The organism is Iodobacter fluviatilis (genome assembly GCF_004194535.1).
GTDB classification, from domain to species: Bacteria; Pseudomonadota; Gammaproteobacteria; order Burkholderiales; family Chitinibacteraceae; genus Iodobacter; species Iodobacter fluviatilis_A.
In genome coordinates this window covers 871,377-893,448 of the sequence record NZ_CP025781.1, presented here as the reverse complement: position 1 = coordinate 893,448, position 22,072 = coordinate 871,377, and the positions used below count along the sequence as shown (strand labels likewise).

At 46.1% G+C, this 22,072-nt stretch carries 24 protein-coding genes; 10 read left to right on the top strand and 14 right to left on the bottom strand.

Features of this window, described 5'->3' with window-relative positions:
• The first annotated feature begins 6 nt into the window (after positions 1-6).
• Both C1H71_RS20585 and C1H71_RS03865 read left to right on the top strand, forming a co-directional pair.
• Complete coding sequence (locus C1H71_RS20585) at positions 7-162, top strand: hypothetical protein (RefSeq protein WP_188053573.1); 156 nt, start codon at positions 7-9, stop codon at positions 160-162.
• A 259-nt stretch (positions 163-421) separates the two neighbouring features.
• The gene (locus C1H71_RS03865; RefSeq protein ID WP_130105392.1) at positions 422-1,006 is read left to right on the top strand and encodes an IS1595 family transposase; all 585 of its coding nucleotides are present in this window, start codon (positions 422-424) and stop codon (positions 1,004-1,006) included.
• 127 nt (positions 1,007-1,133) lie between these two features.
• Here C1H71_RS03865 and C1H71_RS03860 read toward each other — a convergent pair whose 3' ends face one another.
• Genes C1H71_RS03860 through C1H71_RS03850 form a run of 3 tightly spaced genes read right to left on the bottom strand, consistent with a single transcriptional unit; the run spans position 1,134 to position 4,558 of the window.
• On the bottom strand, positions 1,134-3,473 hold the full coding sequence (locus C1H71_RS03860) for a zinc dependent phospholipase C family protein (RefSeq protein WP_130105391.1): 2,340 nt from the start codon (positions 3,471-3,473) through the stop codon (positions 1,134-1,136).
• Between the two features lie 46 nt (positions 3,474-3,519).
• Positions 3,520-3,867 carry a hypothetical protein gene (locus C1H71_RS03855; protein WP_130105390.1) on the bottom strand — a complete coding sequence of 116 codons (348 nt, stop codon included), beginning with the start codon at positions 3,865-3,867 and terminating at the stop codon, positions 3,520-3,522.
• 46 nt (positions 3,868-3,913) lie between these two features.
• Entirely contained in the window at positions 3,914-4,558 is a 645-nt protein-coding gene (locus C1H71_RS03850; protein WP_130105389.1) for an IS30 family transposase, read from the bottom strand.
• Position 4,559: 1 nt separating this feature from the next.
• Between C1H71_RS03850 and tnpA the strand changes: the two genes are divergently transcribed.
• Entirely contained in the window at positions 4,560-4,991 is a 432-nt protein-coding gene (gene tnpA / locus C1H71_RS03845; RefSeq protein ID WP_130105388.1) for an IS200/IS605 family transposase, read from the top strand.
• 22 nt (positions 4,992-5,013) lie between these two features.
• On the opposite strand, the gene C1H71_RS03840 is transcribed toward tnpA, so the two are convergent.
• The 11 genes from C1H71_RS03840 to cysB all read right to left on the bottom strand — a co-directional run bounded on the left by C1H71_RS03840 (position 5,014) and on the right by cysB (position 13,776).
• Positions 5,014-5,475 (bottom strand): hypothetical protein, encoded by a 462-nt coding sequence (locus tag C1H71_RS03840; protein WP_130105387.1) that lies wholly within the window; start codon positions 5,473-5,475, stop codon positions 5,014-5,016.
• 9 nt (positions 5,476-5,484) lie between these two features.
• Positions 5,485-6,765 (bottom strand): alpha/beta fold hydrolase, encoded by a 1,281-nt coding sequence (locus tag C1H71_RS03835; protein ID WP_130105386.1) that lies wholly within the window; start codon positions 6,763-6,765, stop codon positions 5,485-5,487.
• 12 nt (positions 6,766-6,777) lie between these two features.
• The gene (locus C1H71_RS03830; protein ID WP_130105385.1) at positions 6,778-7,314 is read right to left on the bottom strand and encodes a DUF4166 domain-containing protein; all 537 of its coding nucleotides are present in this window, start codon (positions 7,312-7,314) and stop codon (positions 6,778-6,780) included.
• Positions 7,315-7,339: 25 nt separating this feature from the next.
• The gene (locus tag C1H71_RS03825; RefSeq protein ID WP_223145982.1) at positions 7,340-8,659 is read right to left on the bottom strand and encodes a TIGR01777 family oxidoreductase; all 1,320 of its coding nucleotides are present in this window, start codon (positions 8,657-8,659) and stop codon (positions 7,340-7,342) included.
• Positions 8,604-8,783 carry a hypothetical protein gene (locus C1H71_RS20920; RefSeq protein ID WP_223145981.1) on the bottom strand — a complete coding sequence of 60 codons (180 nt, stop codon included), beginning with the start codon at positions 8,781-8,783 and terminating at the stop codon, positions 8,604-8,606. The genes C1H71_RS03825 and C1H71_RS20920 overlap by 56 nt, the downstream gene beginning before the upstream one ends.
• A gap of 24 nt (positions 8,784-8,807) precedes the next feature.
• The gene (locus C1H71_RS03820; RefSeq protein WP_130105384.1) at positions 8,808-9,275 is read right to left on the bottom strand and encodes a DUF2269 family protein; all 468 of its coding nucleotides are present in this window, start codon (positions 9,273-9,275) and stop codon (positions 8,808-8,810) included.
• Positions 9,272-10,525 (bottom strand): SDR family oxidoreductase, encoded by a 1,254-nt coding sequence (locus C1H71_RS03815; RefSeq protein ID WP_130105383.1) that lies wholly within the window; start codon positions 10,523-10,525, stop codon positions 9,272-9,274. The genes C1H71_RS03820 and C1H71_RS03815 overlap by 4 nt, the downstream gene beginning before the upstream one ends.
• A gap of 130 nt (positions 10,526-10,655) precedes the next feature.
• A complete protein-coding gene (locus C1H71_RS03810) occupies positions 10,656-11,045 on the bottom strand; it encodes a thiol-disulfide oxidoreductase DCC family protein (protein WP_130105382.1) in 390 nt (129 codons plus the stop codon).
• Between the two features lie 206 nt (positions 11,046-11,251).
• Positions 11,252-11,800, bottom strand: coding sequence for a GbsR/MarR family transcriptional regulator (locus C1H71_RS03805; protein ID WP_130105381.1), 549 nt, complete (start codon positions 11,798-11,800; stop codon positions 11,252-11,254).
• A 137-nt stretch (positions 11,801-11,937) separates the two neighbouring features.
• Positions 11,938-12,825 carry a hypothetical protein gene (locus C1H71_RS03800; protein WP_130105380.1) on the bottom strand — a complete coding sequence of 296 codons (888 nt, stop codon included), beginning with the start codon at positions 12,823-12,825 and terminating at the stop codon, positions 11,938-11,940.
• A gap of 15 nt (positions 12,826-12,840) precedes the next feature.
• Complete coding sequence (gene cysB, locus C1H71_RS03795) at positions 12,841-13,776, bottom strand: HTH-type transcriptional regulator CysB (RefSeq protein ID WP_130105379.1); 936 nt, start codon at positions 13,774-13,776, stop codon at positions 12,841-12,843.
• 179 nt (positions 13,777-13,955) lie between these two features.
• Here cysB and C1H71_RS03790 point away from each other — a divergent pair, with 179 nt between their 5' ends.
• From C1H71_RS03790 to C1H71_RS03760, 7 genes are all read left to right on the top strand, one after another.
• Positions 13,956-14,732 carry a sulfite exporter TauE/SafE family protein gene (locus C1H71_RS03790; protein ID WP_223145980.1) on the top strand — a complete coding sequence of 259 codons (777 nt, stop codon included), beginning with the start codon at positions 13,956-13,958 and terminating at the stop codon, positions 14,730-14,732.
• A gap of 168 nt (positions 14,733-14,900) precedes the next feature.
• On the top strand, positions 14,901-15,584 hold the full coding sequence (locus C1H71_RS03785; RefSeq protein WP_130105377.1) for a phosphoadenylyl-sulfate reductase: 684 nt from the start codon (positions 14,901-14,903) through the stop codon (positions 15,582-15,584).
• A 202-nt stretch (positions 15,585-15,786) separates the two neighbouring features.
• Complete coding sequence (locus C1H71_RS03780) at positions 15,787-16,668, top strand: BadF/BadG/BcrA/BcrD ATPase family protein (protein WP_130105376.1); 882 nt, start codon at positions 15,787-15,789, stop codon at positions 16,666-16,668.
• Positions 16,669-17,166: 498 nt separating this feature from the next.
• On the top strand, positions 17,167-17,910 hold the full coding sequence (locus C1H71_RS03775) for a GntR family transcriptional regulator (protein ID WP_262488389.1): 744 nt from the start codon (positions 17,167-17,169) through the stop codon (positions 17,908-17,910).
• A gap of 495 nt (positions 17,911-18,405) precedes the next feature.
• Positions 18,406-19,668 (top strand): ABC transporter substrate-binding protein, encoded by a 1,263-nt coding sequence (locus tag C1H71_RS03770; protein WP_130105375.1) that lies wholly within the window; start codon positions 18,406-18,408, stop codon positions 19,666-19,668.
• A 174-nt stretch (positions 19,669-19,842) separates the two neighbouring features.
• The gene (locus tag C1H71_RS03765; RefSeq protein WP_130105374.1) at positions 19,843-21,084 is read left to right on the top strand and encodes an ABC transporter substrate-binding protein; all 1,242 of its coding nucleotides are present in this window, start codon (positions 19,843-19,845) and stop codon (positions 21,082-21,084) included.
• A 95-nt stretch (positions 21,085-21,179) separates the two neighbouring features.
• Entirely contained in the window at positions 21,180-22,055 is an 876-nt protein-coding gene (locus C1H71_RS03760; RefSeq protein ID WP_262488388.1) for a carbohydrate ABC transporter permease, read from the top strand.
• The last annotated feature ends 17 nt before the right edge of the window (positions 22,056-22,072 follow it).

The window sequence follows — 22,072 nt, the reverse complement described above, 5'->3', positions numbered from 1 at the left end:
CGTACCATGTCGCAATTTTCTCTTTGTTCAGCCCCAAAACTGCAGCCAAACGCAGCCGAGAATGAAACGTTAACAGACCCTAGCAGCTTGTCGGGCTTAGACGGTCGAAGCGAAAAATCGCTTGGTCGAGATCATATTTTGCCGGATTTGCAGCGCCAATAACGAGTTATTGGTCAAAAATCTGGTGAAGTATAGGCCGATCAGGTGATTTTGCAGCTGACTGATGCTAAGTCCGACAGGCTGCTAGGAAGGGGCGAATTTAAACGCTATGACTGTGGTTATTTTATTTATTCAAGCCGCTGTACTTTTCCATCTCGCAGGCTTACTTTTTCCTTATTATGGTCTCTTGCTCAGGAACCCTTGATTTAGCCATTCGCGCGGCGTAAAAGTGAACGAACGTTCTACTTTGCGGAGGTGAATCATGCCCATTAATGGCATCCAGATGCAAAAAGGCCTGTCTTTGCCTGAGTTCATCCAGTTGTACGGCTCAGAGCAGCAGTGCGAAGACGCATTGCAAAAAGCGCGCTGGCCACAAGGGTTTCGCTGCCCAAAATGTCATAGACAAAATGCCAGCACATTTATACGCGGCAAAACGCGTATATGGGATTGTTGTCATTGTTCGCATCAAGCCAGTTTGACGGCAGGAACCATGATGCACCAGTCGCAACTTCCCCTGACCAAGTGGTTTCTGGCTGTTTATCTGGTGACGCAATTGAAAACCGATATCGCTGCTTTATCGCTACGCCGACAACTTGGAATCACTTGGAAAGCCGCATGGTTGCTGAAACATAAGTTGATGGAGGCCATGCGCCAGCGTGAGTCAGGCCGCCCCTTGAGTGGAGACGTTCGGATTGATGACGCTTATCTGGGCGGCGAGCGTAACGGAGGTAAGCGCGGGCGTGGCTCTGAAAATAAAGTCGCTTTTGTGGCGGCGGTCGAAATGCGTGATGGCCTTACTCATCACCAAGCCTTGCACTTACTATTTGAATTCACGCAACGTATTTGAACCAAGAGAAAAAGTCCCCCTCAGTCTGCAACCGACAGGGAATCCAGCATCAATACTAGATTCCCATCCATTGCACTGACGAATGACGATTTGACTCCAGCCGGCTGAAAATATAGAAAGTATTAAATCAATCCAGCAACATAATTAATATTGGCAAAATACCAACAATTAAACATTTATTATCTAAAGGGTCATCAGGAAATGGGTTCGATGAACATGAACGATATGGATAATCAGCCTTTAACAAGGAAGGGAAACCTATCTCATTTGGTGCATCTATCCCTGGTGATAAAGGGCCAATAAACATAGAACGAAATAAAGACTCCCTTACCTCTTTACGCCATGGCACAAAACCAGCGGGGCTTGCATATGAAGCAGACGCTGTATATGGCACACCCATCGCATTAGGTCGAGGGGGTGGGGTAGGCATCCATTGATGGTTGCCATCAATACTAGTTAATGACCCCGCCAGTATATTATCAGTTTCAAAAAATACCGATTTACCATTTATATTCAGCGGTGCACTTGCAATTTTCGCAAATCTAATCAAGCCCTCTTTATCAAGCAAAGATAACTTTGCTAAAGTGATGGCATTACTTACGACAGCATACTTCTGGGGATCAAAGGCATTATTTTTAATTTTCATTTCTGCACGTACCCGTGCCGAAATATCTGGAATACTTAATAATCCTTTGCTAATGCCATTTTCTGGCTTTGAAAAATAGGAATTTAAAGCCTGATCGTTCATGTCCTGGCTAAATAACTGCAAAATATCTCGAGCTTCTGCTGGTAATAAATCCTCAGCCCTTTGAGCAACTTCAGAGAGTAATCGCTCTTTAGCACGCTGCAACTGCGCATCACGCCAAGAACGAATATCCGAAGGCGATGGAAGATTTAACAGCGCCCCCGCAAAGCTCAAATCATCAGCCAATTTAAGTACGCGATCTACAGCCCAAAAAGCTTTCATCGCTCCATCACGTATTTCACAGCCAGATAGCTCTTGTGCTAGGCCAATAATACTTAAGTGATAACACCCAAACCACTGTCTCATAGGCGCAAATGCACTCCCAGAAGGCTCGGTCGTGTTTAACAACGATTGGCTTGTTGCTTTAACATACTCCCTCATCGCAATATCAATATCATTCCGCCACCCAATCAATGCGCTCTGAATAGGCGAAGTGGATTTCCCCATACGCTGACCAAAATCAATATGCGCATTGGTGATAATAATCATTAATTGCTCTGTTTTTTTAGTTGCATCGCGTAAAGCAACTACTGTCTGTAATAGCTCTTCTCTTTTTTTATTTTTACCCTGCTGCAAAGACCCAACAGCGCTCCATAATTTCTGATTCAAGCTATCAATTTCATCATTTAATTTATTACACAAATATTTCCCACCAGGATCCCACCAACCTGGGCAAGTACTTGTACGGCGAATTTTACTTTCTTCATTACTAATCTGAATATGTATCCTAAGAATCTCATCTTCCAGACTTAAAAGTTGCTGAGTAAGCCCCTTTACCTCTAAAAAAATATTATTGTCTAATCTCTGAACAATCGCATTTATTTCATTAGCCTGTGCTTGAATATTATCCTCACCACGCTGTAATTTAGAAATAACCTGATTAGTTTTCTCTATAATAATTTGTGCATTTTTTGTTGATAAAGGAAGCCCTGCTGAAGAAGAAAATAATTTTAAAACCTCTACATCTAATTTCTGCCAAAAAGGATCCTGAGCAATAGCATCAATCGTCCTGCGATATTCATAATATGCAGATAAATGACGCCCATAGCGACTGCGGTTATACTGATTTTGAACAGTATCATTCATTACAAGTGTATCGCGGACAAAAGTCCCAAATGCATCCGTAGGCTTAACTAAAGCCGACACACTTCCTAATGGCCTTCCCGTATGATCAAGCAGAGGCGGCGTCAATTTACTGATAAATCCTTCTAAAGCAATATGGCGTTGCTCCACAAGAGTTTCATCCGCCAAGTTGAACACGTCTCCTGCATACTGATTCACATAAGTATGTGCAAACATATCTGCAGCAGCATGGCCTAAATAACCATAGGTATAAGATTTACCTGCAGGGTTGTTTTTTGAGCTTTGTAATAGAAACTGTAACCAATCACTTGTGCTCCATGCCCCCTCAACCCCAGGATGAACAATTGTCTGACCAACCATTAAATCAGGCGCTGAATCAGGCCCCATATTGCCTAAAAGATATTCAGTTTTATTAGCAAGAATGGCTGCTTTTACATCTGCAGGAACATCAAGCACTATGGGCTTACCACGAAGATTAATCGTAATTTTCCCATCGTCTGCTAAATCATTAATAACCTGTTGCCCTACCCAAATATGCGTATCAATTTTAAACGCATGTGCAGTTCCTGATCCCAAAGAAAAAAATAAAGAAATATAAAAAATTCGACAAAATCGTAGCAAAATATCAAGCCTTATCATTTGATAACATTGTTGTTAGCCATTTAATTAAAAATATAAATATTTTTCAATTTGTAAGCTCAATAAAATACGCACTAGGCTGAGTGCTCCATTGCCCAATTTGAGAACAGGATGTCAAGCCAGGATCATTGTAATAAATCGTAACAGATCTACCTGCTAACTGATTAGCTAAAAGCGCCCCATAAAACATTCGGCATGCCTGAGGATTTATTTGATAATTTCCTACAGGAGTAATGCTACATATCGTATTTATTCCTGATCCATTAGCCAGGATAACCTGCCCAGCCTGATCCATACCGAGATACGCCACCTTACCTGCACAAGAAAGATTCGCGGAAGTTATAGGCGAAAGAAAAACAATCATAGCAATAAAAAATAATTTAATTATACTCATAATAATATCCTAATATGGTGAATTCTAAAACGAAGCTATCGCCAAATTAATAAAGTAAATGTAATGAATTTAAATACAGCACATCATTATAATTCATTTTCGTTTCCTCTGCGAATAATTCAGCAGGTGTTTTGTATCCAAGCATTTTTCTTGGCCGATGGTTTAGTTTGTTTGTTGAGTTTAATATTTGTTGTTCATCTATTTTTTCAAAACCACTTCCCTTTGGGAAATATTGGCGAATAAGTCGGTTTGTATTTTCATTACTTCCACGCTCCCAAGAGCAATAGGGTTTTGCAAAATAAGCATCAGATTTAAGTGCTGCGCTTACGAATTCATGCTTTGCAAACTCCAAACCGTTATGCATCGTGATGGTATGGACAAATTCTTTAACCGGCGAAAGTAATTGAATAATTCCTATAGCAATAATATCGGCATGCTTACTCGGGACGAATTTTTGTAACGACAACCCTGTCCGTCGTTCATTGGCGGTAATGATCATTCCTTTGTGATTTGCGCCAATAACCAAATCTACCTCCCAGTCGCCAACTCGACTTCTTTTATCAAAAATATCAGGGCGTTGGTCAATATCTACTCGGTTTGGTATCTTGTGTCTGCTGGGGGACTCACCAAGGTTTGACCTATACGTCGGTCGCTTTGAAACTTCTATCTCGACCAAAAGAAGGCGTTTCAAAGTGAAAGAATATCAAAGTTTGAGCCACACGAGATGGGACTGTAAATATCACATCGTGTTTATTCCAAAGCGGCGCAAGAAAGTGATTTATGGCGCGTTGCGTAAGCACCTCGGAGAGATATTCCGAGAGCTGGCAAAGCAACGGGAGTGCCTCGTTGTTGAGGGCCATTTGATGATTGACCACGTGCATATGTGCTTGAGCGTGCCGCCAAAGCATTCGATATCGAATGTCGTTGGGTTTATTAAAGGGAAGAGTGCTATTTCAATTGCACGTCAGTTTGGTGGGCGGCAACGAAATTTCACGGGAGAGGTATTTTGGGCTCGAGGATATTTTGTATCGACAGTTGGATTGGATGAAGAGATGGTTCGATCCTACATTCGTAATCAGGCAAAAGAGGATGATCGTTACGATCAAATGAAGCTAGGCCTCTAGCCGCCTTTAGGCGGCTCCTGATTTACCAGCGCCTTCGAGGCGCCCCAGCAATAAACCTCCGGCTTTGCCGGAGGTAATTTAATTCTGCCTGCCACTGGGCCAGCCCACTATCCAGCTGATTAATCGCAAGGCGGCTGGCAAATAGCATGCGGATAAACACCGGTATGGAAGCAAGCCAGCGCCAAGGGCGCTTCGGCATGGCTGGCGTGCTACCGCCAATTTCACGCGCATATTGCTGGCCATCCATGCCCCAGTCGGCCATTCTGGCAAGGAATAGATCGCTATTGATATAGCTTGCATCATTAAAAATGGCCGTAAAGGGCTCATTATCATCCAGCACCCGCGTGTCCCAGCGGGCGTAGACCTGAGGAATGCTGGCAGCTGCTCCCCGTTGTGCCATTTCCATCCACTGGCTGGGGGATTCGGGCAGGATTTCATCGATATTGGCCGAAGTGAGCCAGCGTTGCCACGGGTAAATCGTCACGGGCCGCGCCTACAACATCCAGAACTGCTGGCCATCCCATGCCCATTCGATATCTAGATGTGCTTGGTGAAACGTTGCCACAATACTTTGTAGAAAATCCCATAAGCGGCGCGGATCGGGGCCTACCTGATTAAGTATTTTGGCTTGCTGCCCCCATGCGCCACCTATGCGAGATAGCAGCATGGTGTGAGGGCTGGCTGTGCCGTCCACTAAGGCTGCTAAATGGCCTTCTACCCATTCAATATGTGCGGCCAGCGGGCGAACAAAGGCTACCCCCGATAAAACCGGCTCGATCATTGCTTGTACGGCAACGGTTCTAACACCACTCGCTAGAATATCTGCACTCTTCGCGGCGACATCACGGCTGGCAACGCGCAGAAAAGTCTGGTGGCGTCCGGCATTGGCAATATCAATGCCGTCTTCGTCGTCTCCTGATGAGCGCACGGCCCAGCCATGTGGCGCATCCGTTTGTAAAAAGGCGGTTAAATTAGGGTCATTCGCGTGTTGAATGCTGATTAAAGCGGGCACGGGCAGCCCCGCATGACGGGCAAGTTGTAAACGCCCAGCCTTGGTATGCGCTGCAAAGCCTGGCGGGCCTTGCTCTAGCCATTGCACAAAGGCGGCAGGCTGCTGCCAGAAAGGATAGTGGCCCCAGCCTGGCTGCAAGGTGACGGTTAAATTGGCGCGGCAGAGCACGGCCTCCCATGCTGCCGCGTGTGCGGGGCTGACAACCTTGTCATTTGCTCCCCAGACTAGCTCGATCGGATCATTGATCTGCTCAAATAAAGTCAGCGCCGAATCGGGCTGTACCCAGCCAAAGTAAGCTTGAAAAGCGCGGCAGCGACGATATCCGCTGGCGATTCTTTGATAGTTGGGTGAAAAGCCAGCGGCGGCATATTGGCGGTGAAACAGTTTGGGGTAGCGGGAGAGCAAGGTGTGTACCAGTGCTAATACACCAGGCACGGCCATTAGCCGAGGTAAACGCCGTTTCCAAAGTAAAACGCCTACCGGTGAAAGCAAAACCACGCGTGAAAAAAAGCCGGGGCGGCGCACCAGTAAATGCAAAACGGGCAGCGCACTAATGCCGCTGGCCAAAATAGCATGGCCAGGTTCTAGTTGTTTTTCTAACGCAAGCGATAGCGCTTGCAAGGAATCAGGCAGCGGCTCGGTATTGTCGCCAAAGCTGGGCAGCTCTATGGTCTGTGGCAGATAGGCTTCAAAATGCGGTAAAACATCGTCCCACCAGTCGCTTGCACTGCCATTACCGGCAAGTAGATATAGTTTTTTCATAGGTTTCTTTGTTTAAACGGTGGCTGACTGTTTTAGCTCGCCGGTGTAATGCAAAATCATGCCGCCTCGTTTGAAGCTTATTTCAACGTCAAAATACATCTTATCAGCGATGGCCCATTCCTTAGCCTGTACGTGTAAGGGCAGCGGCAGGCCAAAGTAGCGGGCTTGTTGGCTGATTTGTAGCAGCTGGCCGTTTATAACTTGGCTATGTAATTGCAGTGCCAACGGGCCCATTTGCTCCCAAAGCTGGCCATTGCGCCAGTTTTGGCGCGATTGCATTGGGTTTTTTGCAAAGCGGCGTTGCCAAGTTTCACCTTGGGCATCTGGGCTAATTCTTACTTGGCAGGGCACTTTGCACCCTTCTGCGGGCAAAATACGTAGGAGCATCGCCAAGCCAAGTAGGCCACGGATAAGCCGTGGCTTACCCCATTTTATATCGGCTTGCCCTTGCCAGAGCTGCTGCCCATTCAGGTGTAGGGTTTGCAGTAGGGGGCTCAGTAAAGAAAAATCCCTGCCGAGGGCTTGCTGATAAAGTGAGGCTTGGCTCATTGTTGTTTACCAATCTGCGCTTGGCTCATTTGGATTTACTAAGCTGCGCTTGTAAAGCGCTGACTAAGTCTGGGTATTTAAAGCGGTAGCCCGCATCAAGCAAGCGCTGAGGAATGATCCGCTGGCCCTTGGTAAACAGCGCGCCCATTTCACCAGCCAGTGCGTCGATCAGCCACGCAGGCGTAGTGAAGAAGCTTGGGCGGTGCAGTAGGCGAGCGGCTGTTTGGGCAAACTGGGCTTGAGTGGGGGCTTCGGGGGCGGTAAGGTTGTAAGCGCCATTAAAGCGGCTATCGCTGAGTGCTTGGGAGATGATGGCCAGCACATCATCTCGGTGTATCCAGCTGATTACCTGACGGCCATCGCCCATGCGCCCACCCAAACCAAAGTAGTAAGGCATTAAGAGCTTAGGCAGTGCGCCGCCTGGGCCAAAGACGAGCCCAAGCCGCAACCGTACTACCCGTAGACCAAAGGCTTCTGCTTGGCAGGCCGCAGCCTCCCATTCGCGGCAAAGTTGCGACATAAATTCATCTTGTGGGCCGGCATTTTCATCTAGCGGCTCATCGCCACGGCAGCCGTAATAGCCAATGGCCGAGCCATTAATGAGTACGCTGGGTTTGTGCGCAGCGCGGGCTAGCCAACCCAGCAGGCCTTCGGTTGTGGCGACGCGGCTGGCGAGTAAGATTTTTTTTCGCGCAGCGCTCCAGCGCGGGCCAACGACTGGGCTACCGGCTAAATTGATAACCGCGTCAAATCCCTCATTGGATGACAGCGCCTGCCAACTAGAAAAAGCCCGTACTCTGCCCTGAAAACGGCTATAGGTGGCCTGTGGATGACGGCTGTATAGGCAGAGGCTATGCCCGGCGGCCAGCAGTTGCTCTGTTAGCTCTGCGCCAATAAAGCCGGTGCCGCCAGTGATTAAAATGCGTTGCTGTGGCAGGTTAAAAAAGGGATTGCTTGTCATGATCTGTGCCTCCTTAAAAATTTTCCAGCTGGCAAATCCATCCCGAATGCCAGATAAACCCACGCCAAGCGCAAACAGGCTTAATACCCAGCTAAAGATGCCATAGCTTACAAAGTGTAAATCACTACTCTGGCTGGCCCAAGTTGGGGCAATACTGATGGCCCAGTGCCCAAAGAGCGCGCCGCCATTCATGGCTAAAACGGTGTGGGTGACCCGCTCGGTGGCGGGTAAGAGGCGGCTTTTGTCTTCTTCAACAAAATCGCAAAGCGTTAATATAATTTCGATCAGAATCAGCGCCGATAAGCCCCATAGCCACAGGCCACGCCATTCAAACCAAGCAAGGCCAGCAAATACCCCTGCATAAAGTAGCGAAGCGGACCGCATGTAAACAGAGCTCGTGCTGGGCGGATTTTTCGCTTGGCAAGGCCACGGTTAATTCATGGTGGTAGAGGGTATCAAACGCCCCCATCAGCCCTTGGATGACTAATAAATACAGAACGATGGTCATGGCTTACTCCTCGCAAGCGTTAATTTAAAAAGGCTTATTCACCATCAGCCAATACACCACGATCAGGCTAATAAACGCTGGGAACCCCAGAGCCGTCCAGATGCGCTCATAGCGCCAGTATTTGGCTGGCAAGGCGCTGTTATCTTGGGCTGCGCTTTGTGCCATATCGCGCATTCTGAGCTGAATCCACACTACGGGCAGCCAGCAAGCCCCTGCCAGTGCGTAGAGCGCCATAGAAATCCATAGCCAGTTTGCGGTCAGTGGATAGCCTGAGGAGTAAGCCATCAGCAGCCCAGAAATTGGCTGAAAAATTACTGCTGGCGTGGTAAATAACCAGTCCGCACGCACAACCCAGCGGGAAACCACGGCTATCGCCTGTACATTGCCGCTGCGATTGGTCACAAACATATAAAACGCAGTGCCAAGGCCAGTACCAAACATCAGCGTGGCGGACAAAATATGCAGAAACTTGAGGGTAAGGTAGTAGTTCATTTCTCAGGCCTTTTAAGATATGCAAGCTGATCAAACAGCATCAGCAGTGCCAGGATCGGCAGGTTTTTAAGCAAAGGGCCAAAGGGATGCCACAGAAACTCTGGCAGCTTGCAGGCAATAATGATGCTGTAAGCCAATACGAGGTAGAGCTGCATACGCCAGCCTTTTCCCAGTAGGCAAAGCACACCAAACAGGGAGTCCATTGCCACTGATCCATAAAAAAGCAACGGCTGCCACGCGCTTGGAATACCTGTCTTGCCAAGCAAGGCATAGCTTTCTGCACGCGGCCACGCCCATAAGCAAACTGCAGCGGTACAGAGCCAGACTAGAGCGACAGATATTTGTAAGAGCGGTAGCAGCCAGCCCAACAGAGCATGACGCTTTACCTCGGTTTTATCTTGTTGAGTAGGAAGGGCGGGCTGTGGAGCTCTTCCCAGCAAGGTGGCAAAGAGCTGCGAATCGGCGCTATTACCGCTGCGCAGCATGGTGAAGCTATCTGTGGTGAGTAAGGCACTTGGTAAGCATCTGGCCGCCATATTTTGTAGCCATGGTGCAAGTGGAATACTAAAGGCTGGGGCTAGCCCCATTGCCAGCCGTAAACTTTGCCACCAGTGGCTGAGTGGCATGGCTTCAGGCCCTATGGCGTTGATCACCTGTTTGATAGCAAGTGCTTGCACAGTAAGCTTGACTAGCAGCGTAATCAGGTCATCGATATGCACCGGCTGCACATTTGCCGCGCCGCTTAAGTTGGCAATACAGGGTAGCGTGACTAGGCTGCAAAACACTCGGCAGCTGGCCCCTTCCGGCGCATAAATCAAAGACGGCCTGATAATCGTCCAGTCTAAACTTGATGCTGCAAGGCTGGCATCGGCAATACCTTTGCTGCGCCAGTAGGCTGTAGGTGCATTAGGTGCTGCACCTAGTGCGGAGACTTGAATCACCCGCCGCACACCTGTCAATTCGCAAGCGGCAAATAAGGCCTGTGGTGCTGCAATATGAATATCGGCAAATTTTTGCCTTGCAGATTCAGCAAAAATGCCCACCGCGTTAATCACAATATCAATGCCTGCCAGATGGGGTAGCCAGTCATCAGCGCTTTGCAGCGCTGCAAAATCGGCCTGAATGTAAGTGTAATCAGCCGCGTTGCCTGCGCTGCGGCTAAGTAGCGTGAGGTTATGCCCCGCTGCTAATAAGGCCTTGCTTAAGCGGCTGCCGATTAGCCCGCTACCACCGAGTAATAAGATGTTCATTGCGTTTTACCTTAAAACAATTTTGGGGCGAGATTAAACGTATAAATGCACGTCACGACGGAGCAATTTTTGCTGGATGATGGCATTTTTTCTTTTGTTTCTGTATTAAGAGAAATACATGCATAAATTTTTACAGTTTGCAAACGCCATCGCGGCAGGCTGGGTTAAAGCCAAGCAAAACGCTAATGCCATAGCGATGGCGGGCGATGCGGGCGTAAATCCAGCTGGCTAAACCACGCGTTGCGGGCCAGATGAGCGGGCCAGTCCACCAGCCCTTGCCTATTGCACGGTAAAGCGTGGCAATGGCTTCTACTCCGATTAAAACTAGCCCGTCATCACGGCGGATATGCAGCAGGGCCTGCATTTTTTCCATACTGGCTGGGGCGGTGGTTAACTCAAAATCAGGCGCGCTAATATTACTCAGCGTAAAGATATTCAGCTTATCCAGCCGTTTAAGCCGTAGCATTTCATGGCGGCACATTGGGCAGGCATGGTCATAAAAAAGAGTGTAGGCAGACATTTTCTATTCCTTGTATCTAATCGTTGCTATGTAGTGAGGCAAAAAAATAGGAGCTTGGTGCTAGGGTCTGTTGACGTTTCATTCGCCATTTTCCGGCTCAGCCCCAAAACTGGGCCAAACGCAGCCGTGAATGAAACGTCAACAGACCCTAAAAGAAGCTTTGAGATATGATCAAAATGTTGGGCTTCGCCATCCTCAGTGCCAAACTATGCTGATTCATCTTTCCCAAACATCGCCGCCAGCTGGCCGATTTTTCCGCCCATTTTTAACAGTTTTAGCAATACGCTGGGCGGGAGGTTTTTAAAGTCGTCGTAGCCATGCAGCAGCACTTCTAAAAACTCCAGCACTTGATCCATTTTTACACGGGTGGCAGCTTCGATCGCCGTATCGGTTTCGGCTTCAATCGCACACTGGCGGAGCACGGTGAGCGTGGGATCTAGCTCGCGTTTTTTACGCTCTTCGGTGATCACACGGAATATTTCCCACACATCTTGCAGGGCAATAAAATAATCGCGCCGCTCGCCCAATATGGGTTGATCTTTTTTGATAAGCCCCCAGCTTTGCAATTCCTTTAGGCTATTACTGACATTGGATCGCACTAGGCTTAGGGTTTCACTGATTTCTTCAGCAGTTAATGGCTGGTTTACCAAAAACAGCAGCGCATGAATCTGCGCCACACTGCGGTTCACCCCCCATTTAGTTCCCATTTCGCCCCAGTGAGCGATGTATTTCTCCATAGTTGGGCTGAGCTGCATGTCATTTCCTTTGTTTCTGTCTTTAGAGAAATTATACTCCGAATGTAGATGAAATGCAAGTGAAAGATGTATGGGCAGAGGGAGGTTGCGGCTTGCTGCTAATTAATAGGTAATCTTGGTTGCTAAGGGATCGCTCCTCACCACCAATGCACTAATCTTGCCAGTGCGTAGACACAGACCGTGGCGAGGCCAACTAAGGCGGGGGTTTGCCATTGTCGGTTGACAAGGTAAGTGGCTGCAATTAGCAGCATGCAGCAGATCATCCAGCCCCAATCAGCGGGTAGTAAGCCTAGTAGCCAGGCGCAAGGCAGCAGGGGGATGAGCCAGCTGCAAGCTTTAAACGATTTGGCATGGCGGCTGCCCGTGGGTGGGATGAGCTCAGGTAGGTGTTTTTGTAACGAAGCGATAGCGTGTACTGACTGTTTGCGTAAGTCATGAAGCAGCTGTGTGGCAAGGGTTGGCGCTAAGCCCTTTGCAATTAACAAGCCATATAGACCAAGGCTGGCTTCAGCGCCGGGTAGGCTGTGTGGTGCTGGCTCGATAAAAGTAGCGCGCGCTCGCCAAGTTTGCCAGCCAACCCCACCAATAGCGAGTAGCCAGAGGGAAAACTGCAGCGATGCAGTAAGCCGCTCAAAGCCCGCCAGCAGGGCTAATAGGCTAACGTTAAGTAAGATAGTGTCGTTTAAACTCTGGCAGATGAGTTGGTAGCGATGTTGGGCGGCGTTTTGATAGAGTATTGCGCCGTTTAAGCCGCGTTTAATCAATGCGGGTGTAAGCAACGCTGGTCCTAACTTTGCCAGCAAAAAAATCCAAAAGCGTGCCCGTTTAGAGCGCGGCTCTTTTGCCTCTAGTGCGGCCAGCTCTAAGAAATACCATTGGCGGGGCGAGCCTGATTCATGATCAGAGAGCACAAGGTAGATGGCGGCTTTATCGCTGGAGGAGAACATAGATATAAATTGTAGGGGCGCGGCGTGCCCTATGTGAGCTTCATTGAAGCTATTGGTTTGGCTAATAAGGCACGGCATGCCGTGCCCCTAAGCTTACTCTTCGGTATCGCACATCAAGGCGGCTTGCACTACTTTGCGGCTTAAGTGCGGGGCAAATAGCTCAATAAAATCGTAAGCATAGCCACGTAAATAGGCATCTTTGCGGATACCGATGCGGGTGGTGGAATCGGCAAACAGATGCGACGCATCGATGGCAACGAGCTGTTGGTCACGCTCAGCTTCAAAGGCCATGCTAGCTAAAATACCGATGCCTAAGCCAAGCCCTACGTAAGTCTTGATGACGTCTGAATCGATGGCTGTCAGCACAACATTAGGAGTGAGATTGGCTGTTTCAAAAGCTTGGTTAATTTTATTACGGCCTGCAAAGGCAAAGTCGTAAGTAATCAAAGGCCAAGCAGCCACGTCTTCCAGTGTGATTGGTCGATCAAGTGTGGTTAGCGGGTGGCCAAGCGGCACCACAATGCTACGGTTCCAGTTGTAGCAATCCAGCATGGCCAGCTCAGGATAATGATCGATCCCTTCTGTGGCAATCGCAATATCGGCAGAGCCTTCAACCACCATTTCACTAATCTGGGTAGGGCTACCCTGCTTAATTGAAAAGCGCACTTTAGGGTAACGCAGCATAAAGTTATGAATGGGTTCTGGCAGGGCGTAACGTGCTTGGGTGTGGGTGGTGGCAATAGTCAGGCTGCCGCCTTCCACATTAACAAAATCTTCGCCGATTCGTTTTAAGTTTTGGGCTTGCATCAGCATGCGTTCAGAGATGCGTAAAATTTCTTTACCTGGAGCGGTAATATCTACCACGCGCTTCCCATTGCGAATAAAAATTTGTACGCCTAATTCGTCTTCTAGCAGGCGAATTTGCTTGGAAATGCCGGGTTGAGAGGTGTGGAGTTTTTCGGCGGCCTCTGAAACATTCAGGCCTTGTTTAGCCACTTCCACTAAATAGCGCAGTTGTTGCAACTTCATGGCAAATCCTTTCACAAAAATATCATCACAGAATAGGGGGCAAGTTGCCTTCCCTGATCCGCAAAACACGCGTCCTGCAAACCATAATAACTCATTCGTATAAAATCTTAACATATTCGTCTATGGGATTATAAAACCAGTTGCTATGCTGGCGAGCTGTTTTGCTTTTAGGCAACATCATGGAATTCGGATATATCATCGCAGGCCTGCTGGTCGGTTTTATTGTTGGTATGACAGGCGTGGGCGGCGGCTCCTTGATGACCCCTATCCTGCTCTGGTTTGGTATTAGCCCCGCTACCGCAGTGGGCACGGATCTGCTTTATGCCGCGATTACCAAGGGCAGTGGTATTTTTGTTCACCATAAAAAGAAAAATATTGATTGGAAAATAACGGGCTGGTTGGCTGCAGGTAGTGTACCTGCTGCGCTTGTTACTCTATTTATTTTGCACCATCTGCATTCCGATCTTCAAGCCATCAATGCGTTGATTAAACAATCCTTAGGTATTGCGCTGCTGCTTACTGCGATTGCGATTGTTTTTAAACCCCTATTGCTTAAATGGGGGCAGCAGCATGCAAAGTCTTGGTTTCATTTGCCTGCCGCTAGGCTAAACGGCTTGACCTTAGTTGTTGGGGTGATTTTAGGGGCGATTGTTACGCTTTCTTCAATTGGCGCGGGGGCCTTGGGCACGGTGGCTTTATTTTTGCTTTACCCATTGATCTCAACATCACGCTTGGTTGGTACAGAAATCGCCCATGCGGTTCCGCTGACCTTGGTGGCAGGTTTGGGTCATGCTGGTTTGGGGCATATCGATTGGCATCTTTTATCGTTTCTATTAATGGGGTCATTGCCTGGCATCTATTTTGGCAGCCATTTAACTGGCCGTGTACCTGAAGCAGTCTTACGTCCCTGTTTGGCGCTGATGCTGGCTTTGATTGGTAGTAAGCTGGTATTTTGAAATCAATTATTCACTAAGCTAAACACCAAAGGCAGGAGTAAAAGCAGCGAGTACTGGGGATACTATCTTGGTTTTTCTCTGTGATAGTTCTTGCATTTTGTGTGCTCTCTAGTGCAAAAAATAGTTTTTTGCTGAGCCATCTCGGCTCTTAATTAAGGGTTAATCACCATGACTTTTGAAGAAAAATTGGCCGAGACGATCGCGCTACTGCATAAAATTGCCGGTGAGTTTAGCCCCGCAGTATTTGCCAATTCATTTGGTGCAGAAGATATGGTGATTACCGATTTAATCGCTAAATCACAAGCAAATATCGATATATTTAGCTTGGATACTGGCCGCTTGCCAGCGCAAACCTATGCATTAATGCAAAAGTCAGCTGAGCAATATCCAAGTCAGCCGATTAAGGTGTTTTTTCCACAAACAGCGGCCACAGAAAATTTTGTAAATCAGCACGGAATTAATGCTTTTTATGAATCAGTTGAGCTACGTAAAGCTTGTTGCCAGATTCGTAAAATCGAGCCTTTAAAGCGTGCTCTAGCGGGAAAAAAAGCGTGGGTAACGGGGCTGCGCCGTGAGCAATCACCTACCCGCACCGATTTGGGCAATCAAGAATACGATAGCGGTAATGGCTTAGAAAAATTTAACCCATTGATTGAATGGACAGAAAAAGAAGTTTGGGCCTATTTACGAGATAACAACATACCTTACAATGCCCTGCACGATCAGCATTATCCTTCGATAGGCTGTGAGCCCTGTACCCGCGCTATTTCTATTGGCGAGGATGTACGAGCAGGCCGTTGGTGGTGGGAAGATCCAGCAAATAAGGAATGTGGATTACATGTGAAAAAATAAAACGATACCCGCTGCTGCGGGTATTTTTTTTCTGTTTCAATCCCATTAAAATGGTATTACTCTCTGCTTAAATTGGTGCTGTAACAAATGTCACTTGATGGCTAAATATCTAATTTATTAGGTATCAGGCGTAATTTCCTTGAGTAAATGGTATTAATTTGTATACTTAATTGGTATTAAAATCAAACAGGTGAAAACCCAGATGAGCAAAATTCAATATCTAATTGGTGTAGATGGCGGTGGCACGGGTACTCGCATCTGTATTGCGGGCTTGGATGGTGTTGAGAAAATTCGTAGTGATGGAGCCGCATCGGCTTTGGGCCAGGGTATTGATAAGGCTTGGCTGCATATTACTCAAGCGATTAATGCTGGTTTTGCCGCACTAGGAATTCAAGCGCCAAACTATGCAGAATGCGCGCTGGGCTTGGGGATGTCGGGCGTACATAACGCTGCGTGGGCTGCTGAGTTTGCGGAAAAAAATCCAGGCTTTGCCAAAATCATTGTGGAAACAGATGGTTTTTCTACTTTGCTAGGTGCGACCAATGGCCAATATGGCGGCATTATCGCTATTGGCACAGGCTCTATTGGTGAAGCGTGGCTACCCGATGGTCAACGGCTAGAGGTCGGTGGCTGGGGCTTTCCAACGTCAGACGAAGGTAGCGGCGCATCTTTGGGCTTTAAAGCAATTAACCATGTGCAACGCATCATCGATGGTCGTCGCCCAATCACTGATTTTGGCCGAAAATTACTCACGATTACGGGTCGCAGCAAGGCCAAAGTTTTTGCTTGGATGGGAAAAATGAAGCAGGGTGAGTGTGCTTCTTTATCGCCTGTTGTGGTTGAATTTGGTTTGAGTGATGAATACGCAAGGGCATTTTTGCTTGAGGCTGGGCAAGAAATCGAAGCAATTGGTAAAGCGTTGCGGGCGAAGCACCCCTATCTGCCGCTAGCAATTTGTGGTGGTGGCTTATCAGAAGCGATGCGGCCTTATATTTCTGCTGATTTTTTGGCGACAACCACTCGAGCACAAAAAGACTCATGTTCTGGTGCATTAATTTTAATTTATCAGTCGCTGGCTCATTAATTGTTAAGTAGGCAAGTGAGTGGTCTGTAAGTATTGGAAATAACTTAGGACAAAAATACTGTATTTATTCATTTATTACGCGTTTTTTGATAGGCTAGCTTAAGTTTGTAGCATGCTGTGTACTATTTCGTTTGATTAAGTGCTGTGTTAAGTTGCAAATCAAATATCAACAGAGCTTAGCAAAAAGCACTAAAACGAGAGGAGGGCTTTTAGCTCTCCTTTATTTTGAACTGTAATTGATGCTGGGCCGAGCCTAAAACGAGGCTTCACTCACGTTTGAAAAATTTTAAAAGCCTGAAGCCCCTGTTCATTTAGCCTACGGATGAAGCGATATCAGGATTTGCCGTGGTTTTAGCGTTTTTAGTGAATGAAGTCTTTTGGGTGAATGCAGCTGCGCTGGCTCAAATCGGCATAAACGCTGGATATTGGTATTTTCTCGCGTTCATCACTATAAAATGTTCGCATTATTTCTAAAATAAATCGCCGTAAAGAAGATCGATGATGCTGCCACAACAAAAACTACTTGCGCTTCGCCCTGACGCAGATAGCTCAACACCCCTTTATTTACAGCTTGGGCATAAATTAGCTGCGGCTATTCACGCTGGTTTTTGGCTGGCGGATGATCCGTTGCCTTCAGAGCGCAATTTATGTGAAATGCTTGGTGTATCAAGGGTGACAGCACGCAAGGCATTGGATTTACTTTTAGCTGATGGCTTGATTATTCGGCGTCATGGTGCAGGCACCTATATCACGCCAAAACTAGAGCAACCACTAAATAAGCTAACCAATTTATCTGAGATGCTTAAGCAGCGTGGCTTTACGCCAGGCTCTCGTTGGCTTAAACGGGAGGTGGCGCTGGCAAATGCAGAAGAGCAGCTCAAGCTTAATCTTGCTGCGAATTGTAAAGTCAGTCGCTTACAGCGCGTGCGCACCGCCAATGATGTGGTGATGGCCTTAGAGGAAACAGCATTGCCTTTTTTACTGGTGCCAGACCCCTCGCTTATTGGGGATTCTCTGTATGAATATATGCGCAGTGTACGTTTATCTGTTGTAAGGGCGATACAAAATATTGCAGCAATCAATGCAACCGAAGCATTATCTCAACTTGTTGATGTGGCACCTGGCGAGGCAATGTTGCATTTAACTCGAGTTGGATATCTAGAGAATGGAGTGGTTTGCGAGCTAACACATTCCTATTTTCGCAATGACTACTACGATTTTGTAGTTGAGCTACATAAGTAAGCTATTGTTGTGTATTGGTATATTTATTTAAATGATATGAATTAATGTAGTCATTTTAAAATATACCTTGTTGTTGCCTACATTTCTGTTTTGTGGGCCACTTCTGCCTTTTTCCGCCTCTCTGCTTCTTCCCCCTTCTTCCTTTGACTTGGGCTATTCACGATTACGGTAATTTGTTGTAATCTGGGTAGGTGTAAGTAAAACTATAAGTCCACTTTCTAGGTGTTTTTACATAATAAATGAATAAAAATCCTTATTTTTAGCCATTTTTTGGAGGTTGGTTGCTCGTTTGTTGATACCACTTTTCTTGTGATTCAAATTTTTAAAAGGTAGTCAATGGGGGCTTTTACCGGCATGGATATGCCTTGAATTGGCTGTTGGCCGTTGTACATAAATGAATTGACGTATAGCGAGATTGTTCATTATGGTAACCGCGCCCGAATAAGAAATAGCTAGCTCTGGCAGGTACTTACAATTTACTTTGGAGATACAGTAATGAAATTGAAATTCATTTTGGTCGTATCCGCTGCAGTTTTTTCTGTAACAACGATGAGTGCTTTAGCCGCTGAAAAAGTAAAGGTTGAGTATTGGTCTAATAGCCTGTCACCAAAATTTGATGGCGCAATGAAAGAGCTCACTACTAAGTTCAATGCTTCGCAAAGCGAAGTAGAAGCGGTGTGGGTTGATGTAGGTTGGGATGCCTTCCAGCAAAAGGTCATTACGGCTGTAGCCAGTGGCAATGTACCTGGCTTGGTGAATTTACCTAAGCCTTGGATGGATCAGCTTGCCCAATCAAAAATGATTGAGCCAATCACTAAACAAGTTGCCAGTTTTAAAAATGTTTACACCGAAGGTGCTTTGAAAGATGCAACTTACGCGGGTGATAAACAAATTTACGGTATGCCTTGGTACCAAGTGACTGGTGTGCTGTTTTATAACAAAGAGTTGCTGGCTAAGGCCGGTGTAAAAGAAGCGCCAGCCACTTTTAGCCAACTGCTGCAAGTGGCAAAGCAAGTTAAAGAAAAAACCGGCGTAGCGGGCTTTGCTCCTAAAGTAAACGAAGAATTCTCTGCTTGGTTTTTGTATGAAGGGCTAGATGTTGTAAAAGACAATAAGGCTGTTTTCAATAGCTCTGCACACATTAAACTGATTGAACAATTTAAAGATGCATATGCTTCAGGTGCGTTTCCAAAAGACGTGTTCAAAATGCAATTTGAAAATCGCATTGCAGCGTATGGCGCACAAAAAATTGCTATGTTTACCGATGGTGCACATGCTTTGAAACGCACTAAAACTGATGCGCCTAAAGTTTACAATGGCACAGGCGTAGCAGGCTTTCCATTAGCGGGCGGTGCAACACCATTTGGTGGTTTCTTATTTATGTGGTCTGTGCCTAAAGGCGCAAAAAATGTAGATGCAGCCATTAAATTGGGTAAATTCCTGACTAATGATGAATCGCAATTGGTATTTGCTAAAGCGTCATCAACTTTTCCATCAACGAATAAATCGCTGGATGATGCTTATTTCCAATCAGGTGCTCAATCAACTGATCCGGTAGAAAAAGGCACGGCGGTGGCTGCAACGCATATCAAAATTTCACGCACTCTTTCAGTGAGCGGATTGCCTGATGAAGCGGGCATGAATAAAGCGCTGGATGCTGCTGTTTTAGAAGCGGTAACAGGCCGCAAGCCAGTTAAAGCAGCTTTAGATGAAGCGGTTAATTTTTGGAATAAAAAATTGGCAACGGTTAAGAAGTAAAGATAAATTTGATTCTGCTTTGAATAAAATTCATCTGAGTCATTTCTGTTAGGGTTACTCAGATGAATAAAAAAACCACAATATTAATTGAGAATAAAATTAATTTAATGTGGTAATAAAAGTAGTGGAATATATTCCAACTAGATTGGTCGAAAACCCCAAGAGGAAGACAAGATGAAACTCAAAAAAATGTTGATTGTTGGCACGGCTTTGTTTGCTGGCGTTCATGCCCAAGCTGCAGATATGGAATTGGAATTCTGGACTATGAACTTAGCTAAGTTCAATACTTACTTTGATCAAACCATTGTTAAGTTCAATGAAGCCAATCCAGGCCTGAAGGCTAAATGGGTTGATATGAACTGGGATCAAATTCAGCCTAAGCTGATTGCTTCTATTGCTGCTGGAAATCCACCTGCACTGGTTAATTTTAATGTGCCTTGGGTACATGAGTTTGCTGCGCAAGGTAATATTTTGCCTATTAATCAATTCCTTGGTGCAAACAAAGCAATTTACTCTACAAATGCAGTGAAAGATGTACAAGTTAAAGGCCAAATGTATGCCTTCCCTTGGTACAACTCCACACAAATTATTGCTTATAACAAAGATATTTTTGCTAAAGCTGGTATCAAAAACGCGCCAAAAACATTTGACGAATTTATTGTAATGGGTAAACAAATTAAGGCAAAAACTGGCGTAGCCGCTTTCGCTCCTAAAATGAGCGATATGATCGGCTTCTTCTACTATGCAGGTTTGCCAGTTATTACTGATGGTAAGGCCGTATTTAATTCGCCAAAGCACGTTGCATTTATTCAAAAATTTGCTGATCTGTATAAAGCGGGCGTCATGCCTAAAGACGTTTTCAAAATGGCTTTTGAGCAAGAAATCGCTGCCTATAACAGCGGCAAAATAGCCATGATGACTACCGCTGCGCAAGGCCTGAAGCGTACAGAAACAGACGCTAAAGCCATCTACGATAAAACTGAAGTTGCTCCATTCCCACTTGATGCAGGTAAGCTGAACTTGGGTTCATGGATGATGGATTTCGTTATCCCTAAGGGCACAAAAGATCCAGCAGCTGCGGCTAAACTGGGTATTTTCCTGACTAACGATGAGCAACAGCTTGCTTTCTCTAAAGCCACTGAATCCACTATGCCTTCTACAAAGAAAGCTAACTTGGATCCATACTTCCAATCTGGCGCTAATAGCGCAGATGTAGTGGATCGCGCACGCTCGGTTGCTGCTAAATCAATGGACAATGCACGTACATTGACTCTGACTCCAGGCATATTGCCAGATGAAACAGTGATGACTAAGAAGCTGCAAGATGAAATTCAAAATGCAGTTGAAGGCCGTAAATCTGTGAAAGAAGCGTTGGATACAGCTGTAGCTGCTTGGAACGAAAAGCTAAAGAAGTAAAAATAATTAGCTGTTCTATGTTCTAATGAACGGAGTTACCCGCTTGGGTAATTCCGTTTTTTTCCCGAATATTAAAATTATAGTTGAGTAGCGCCGTGAAAAACTCCAGCAGCTATACAGGTATTGCCTATTTGTTTTTGGCGCCTGCTCTTATTCTGATGGGTATATTTACCTTTTGGCCTGTAGGGTATAACGCGTATTTGGCGTTTAACAATTACAGTATTGCAGATGGTGTGGCTACTTGGAATAACTTTGAGCATTTTAAATATATTGCTCATGAAGAGTTATTTCATAATGCCCTTAAAAATTCTTTGATTTACCTTTTAATTGTCCCCGTGATTCAAATTGCTGCTCTTTTAGTGGCTAAGCTGGTTAATAACAAATTGCCAGGAATGACTTTTTTTCGTGCTGCTTTTTATATCCCAGTTATTACTGCCGTTTCAATTGCCGGTGTGGTTTGGGTAAACGTTTATAAATACGACGGTATTCTGACCTGGTTTTTGCAAATGCTGCACCTGATTCCACAAGGATCGGATGGCCAAGTGGATTGGTTAGGTAATCCTGATTTCGCCCTCTTTGGTGTAATGATGTTTACCTTCTGGAAAGGGATTGGCTGGTTTATGGTTTTATATCTTGCAGGTTTGCAAGGTATTCCTAAAGAAGTAGAAGAAGCGGCTATTTTGGATGGCGCGAATGTATTTCAACGCTTTTGGAAAATAACCGTACCGATGGTTAAGCCAACCATCTTGCTTTGTACGCTGATGTCGACCATTGCAGCGATGAAAGTGTTCCAAGAGGTTGCCATTTTAACCAAGGGACAGGCCGATACTTATACCGCTATGTTCTACGTTTACGATCAAGCTTTCCGCAATTACAACTTCGGTCGTGCTGCTGCGGCTGGTCTGGTTGTGACCTTTTTCTGCATGATTCTTGCGGCCATTCAATTTCGCTTCTTAGGCGAAAAGAAATAATCGAGGAATAAGAAATC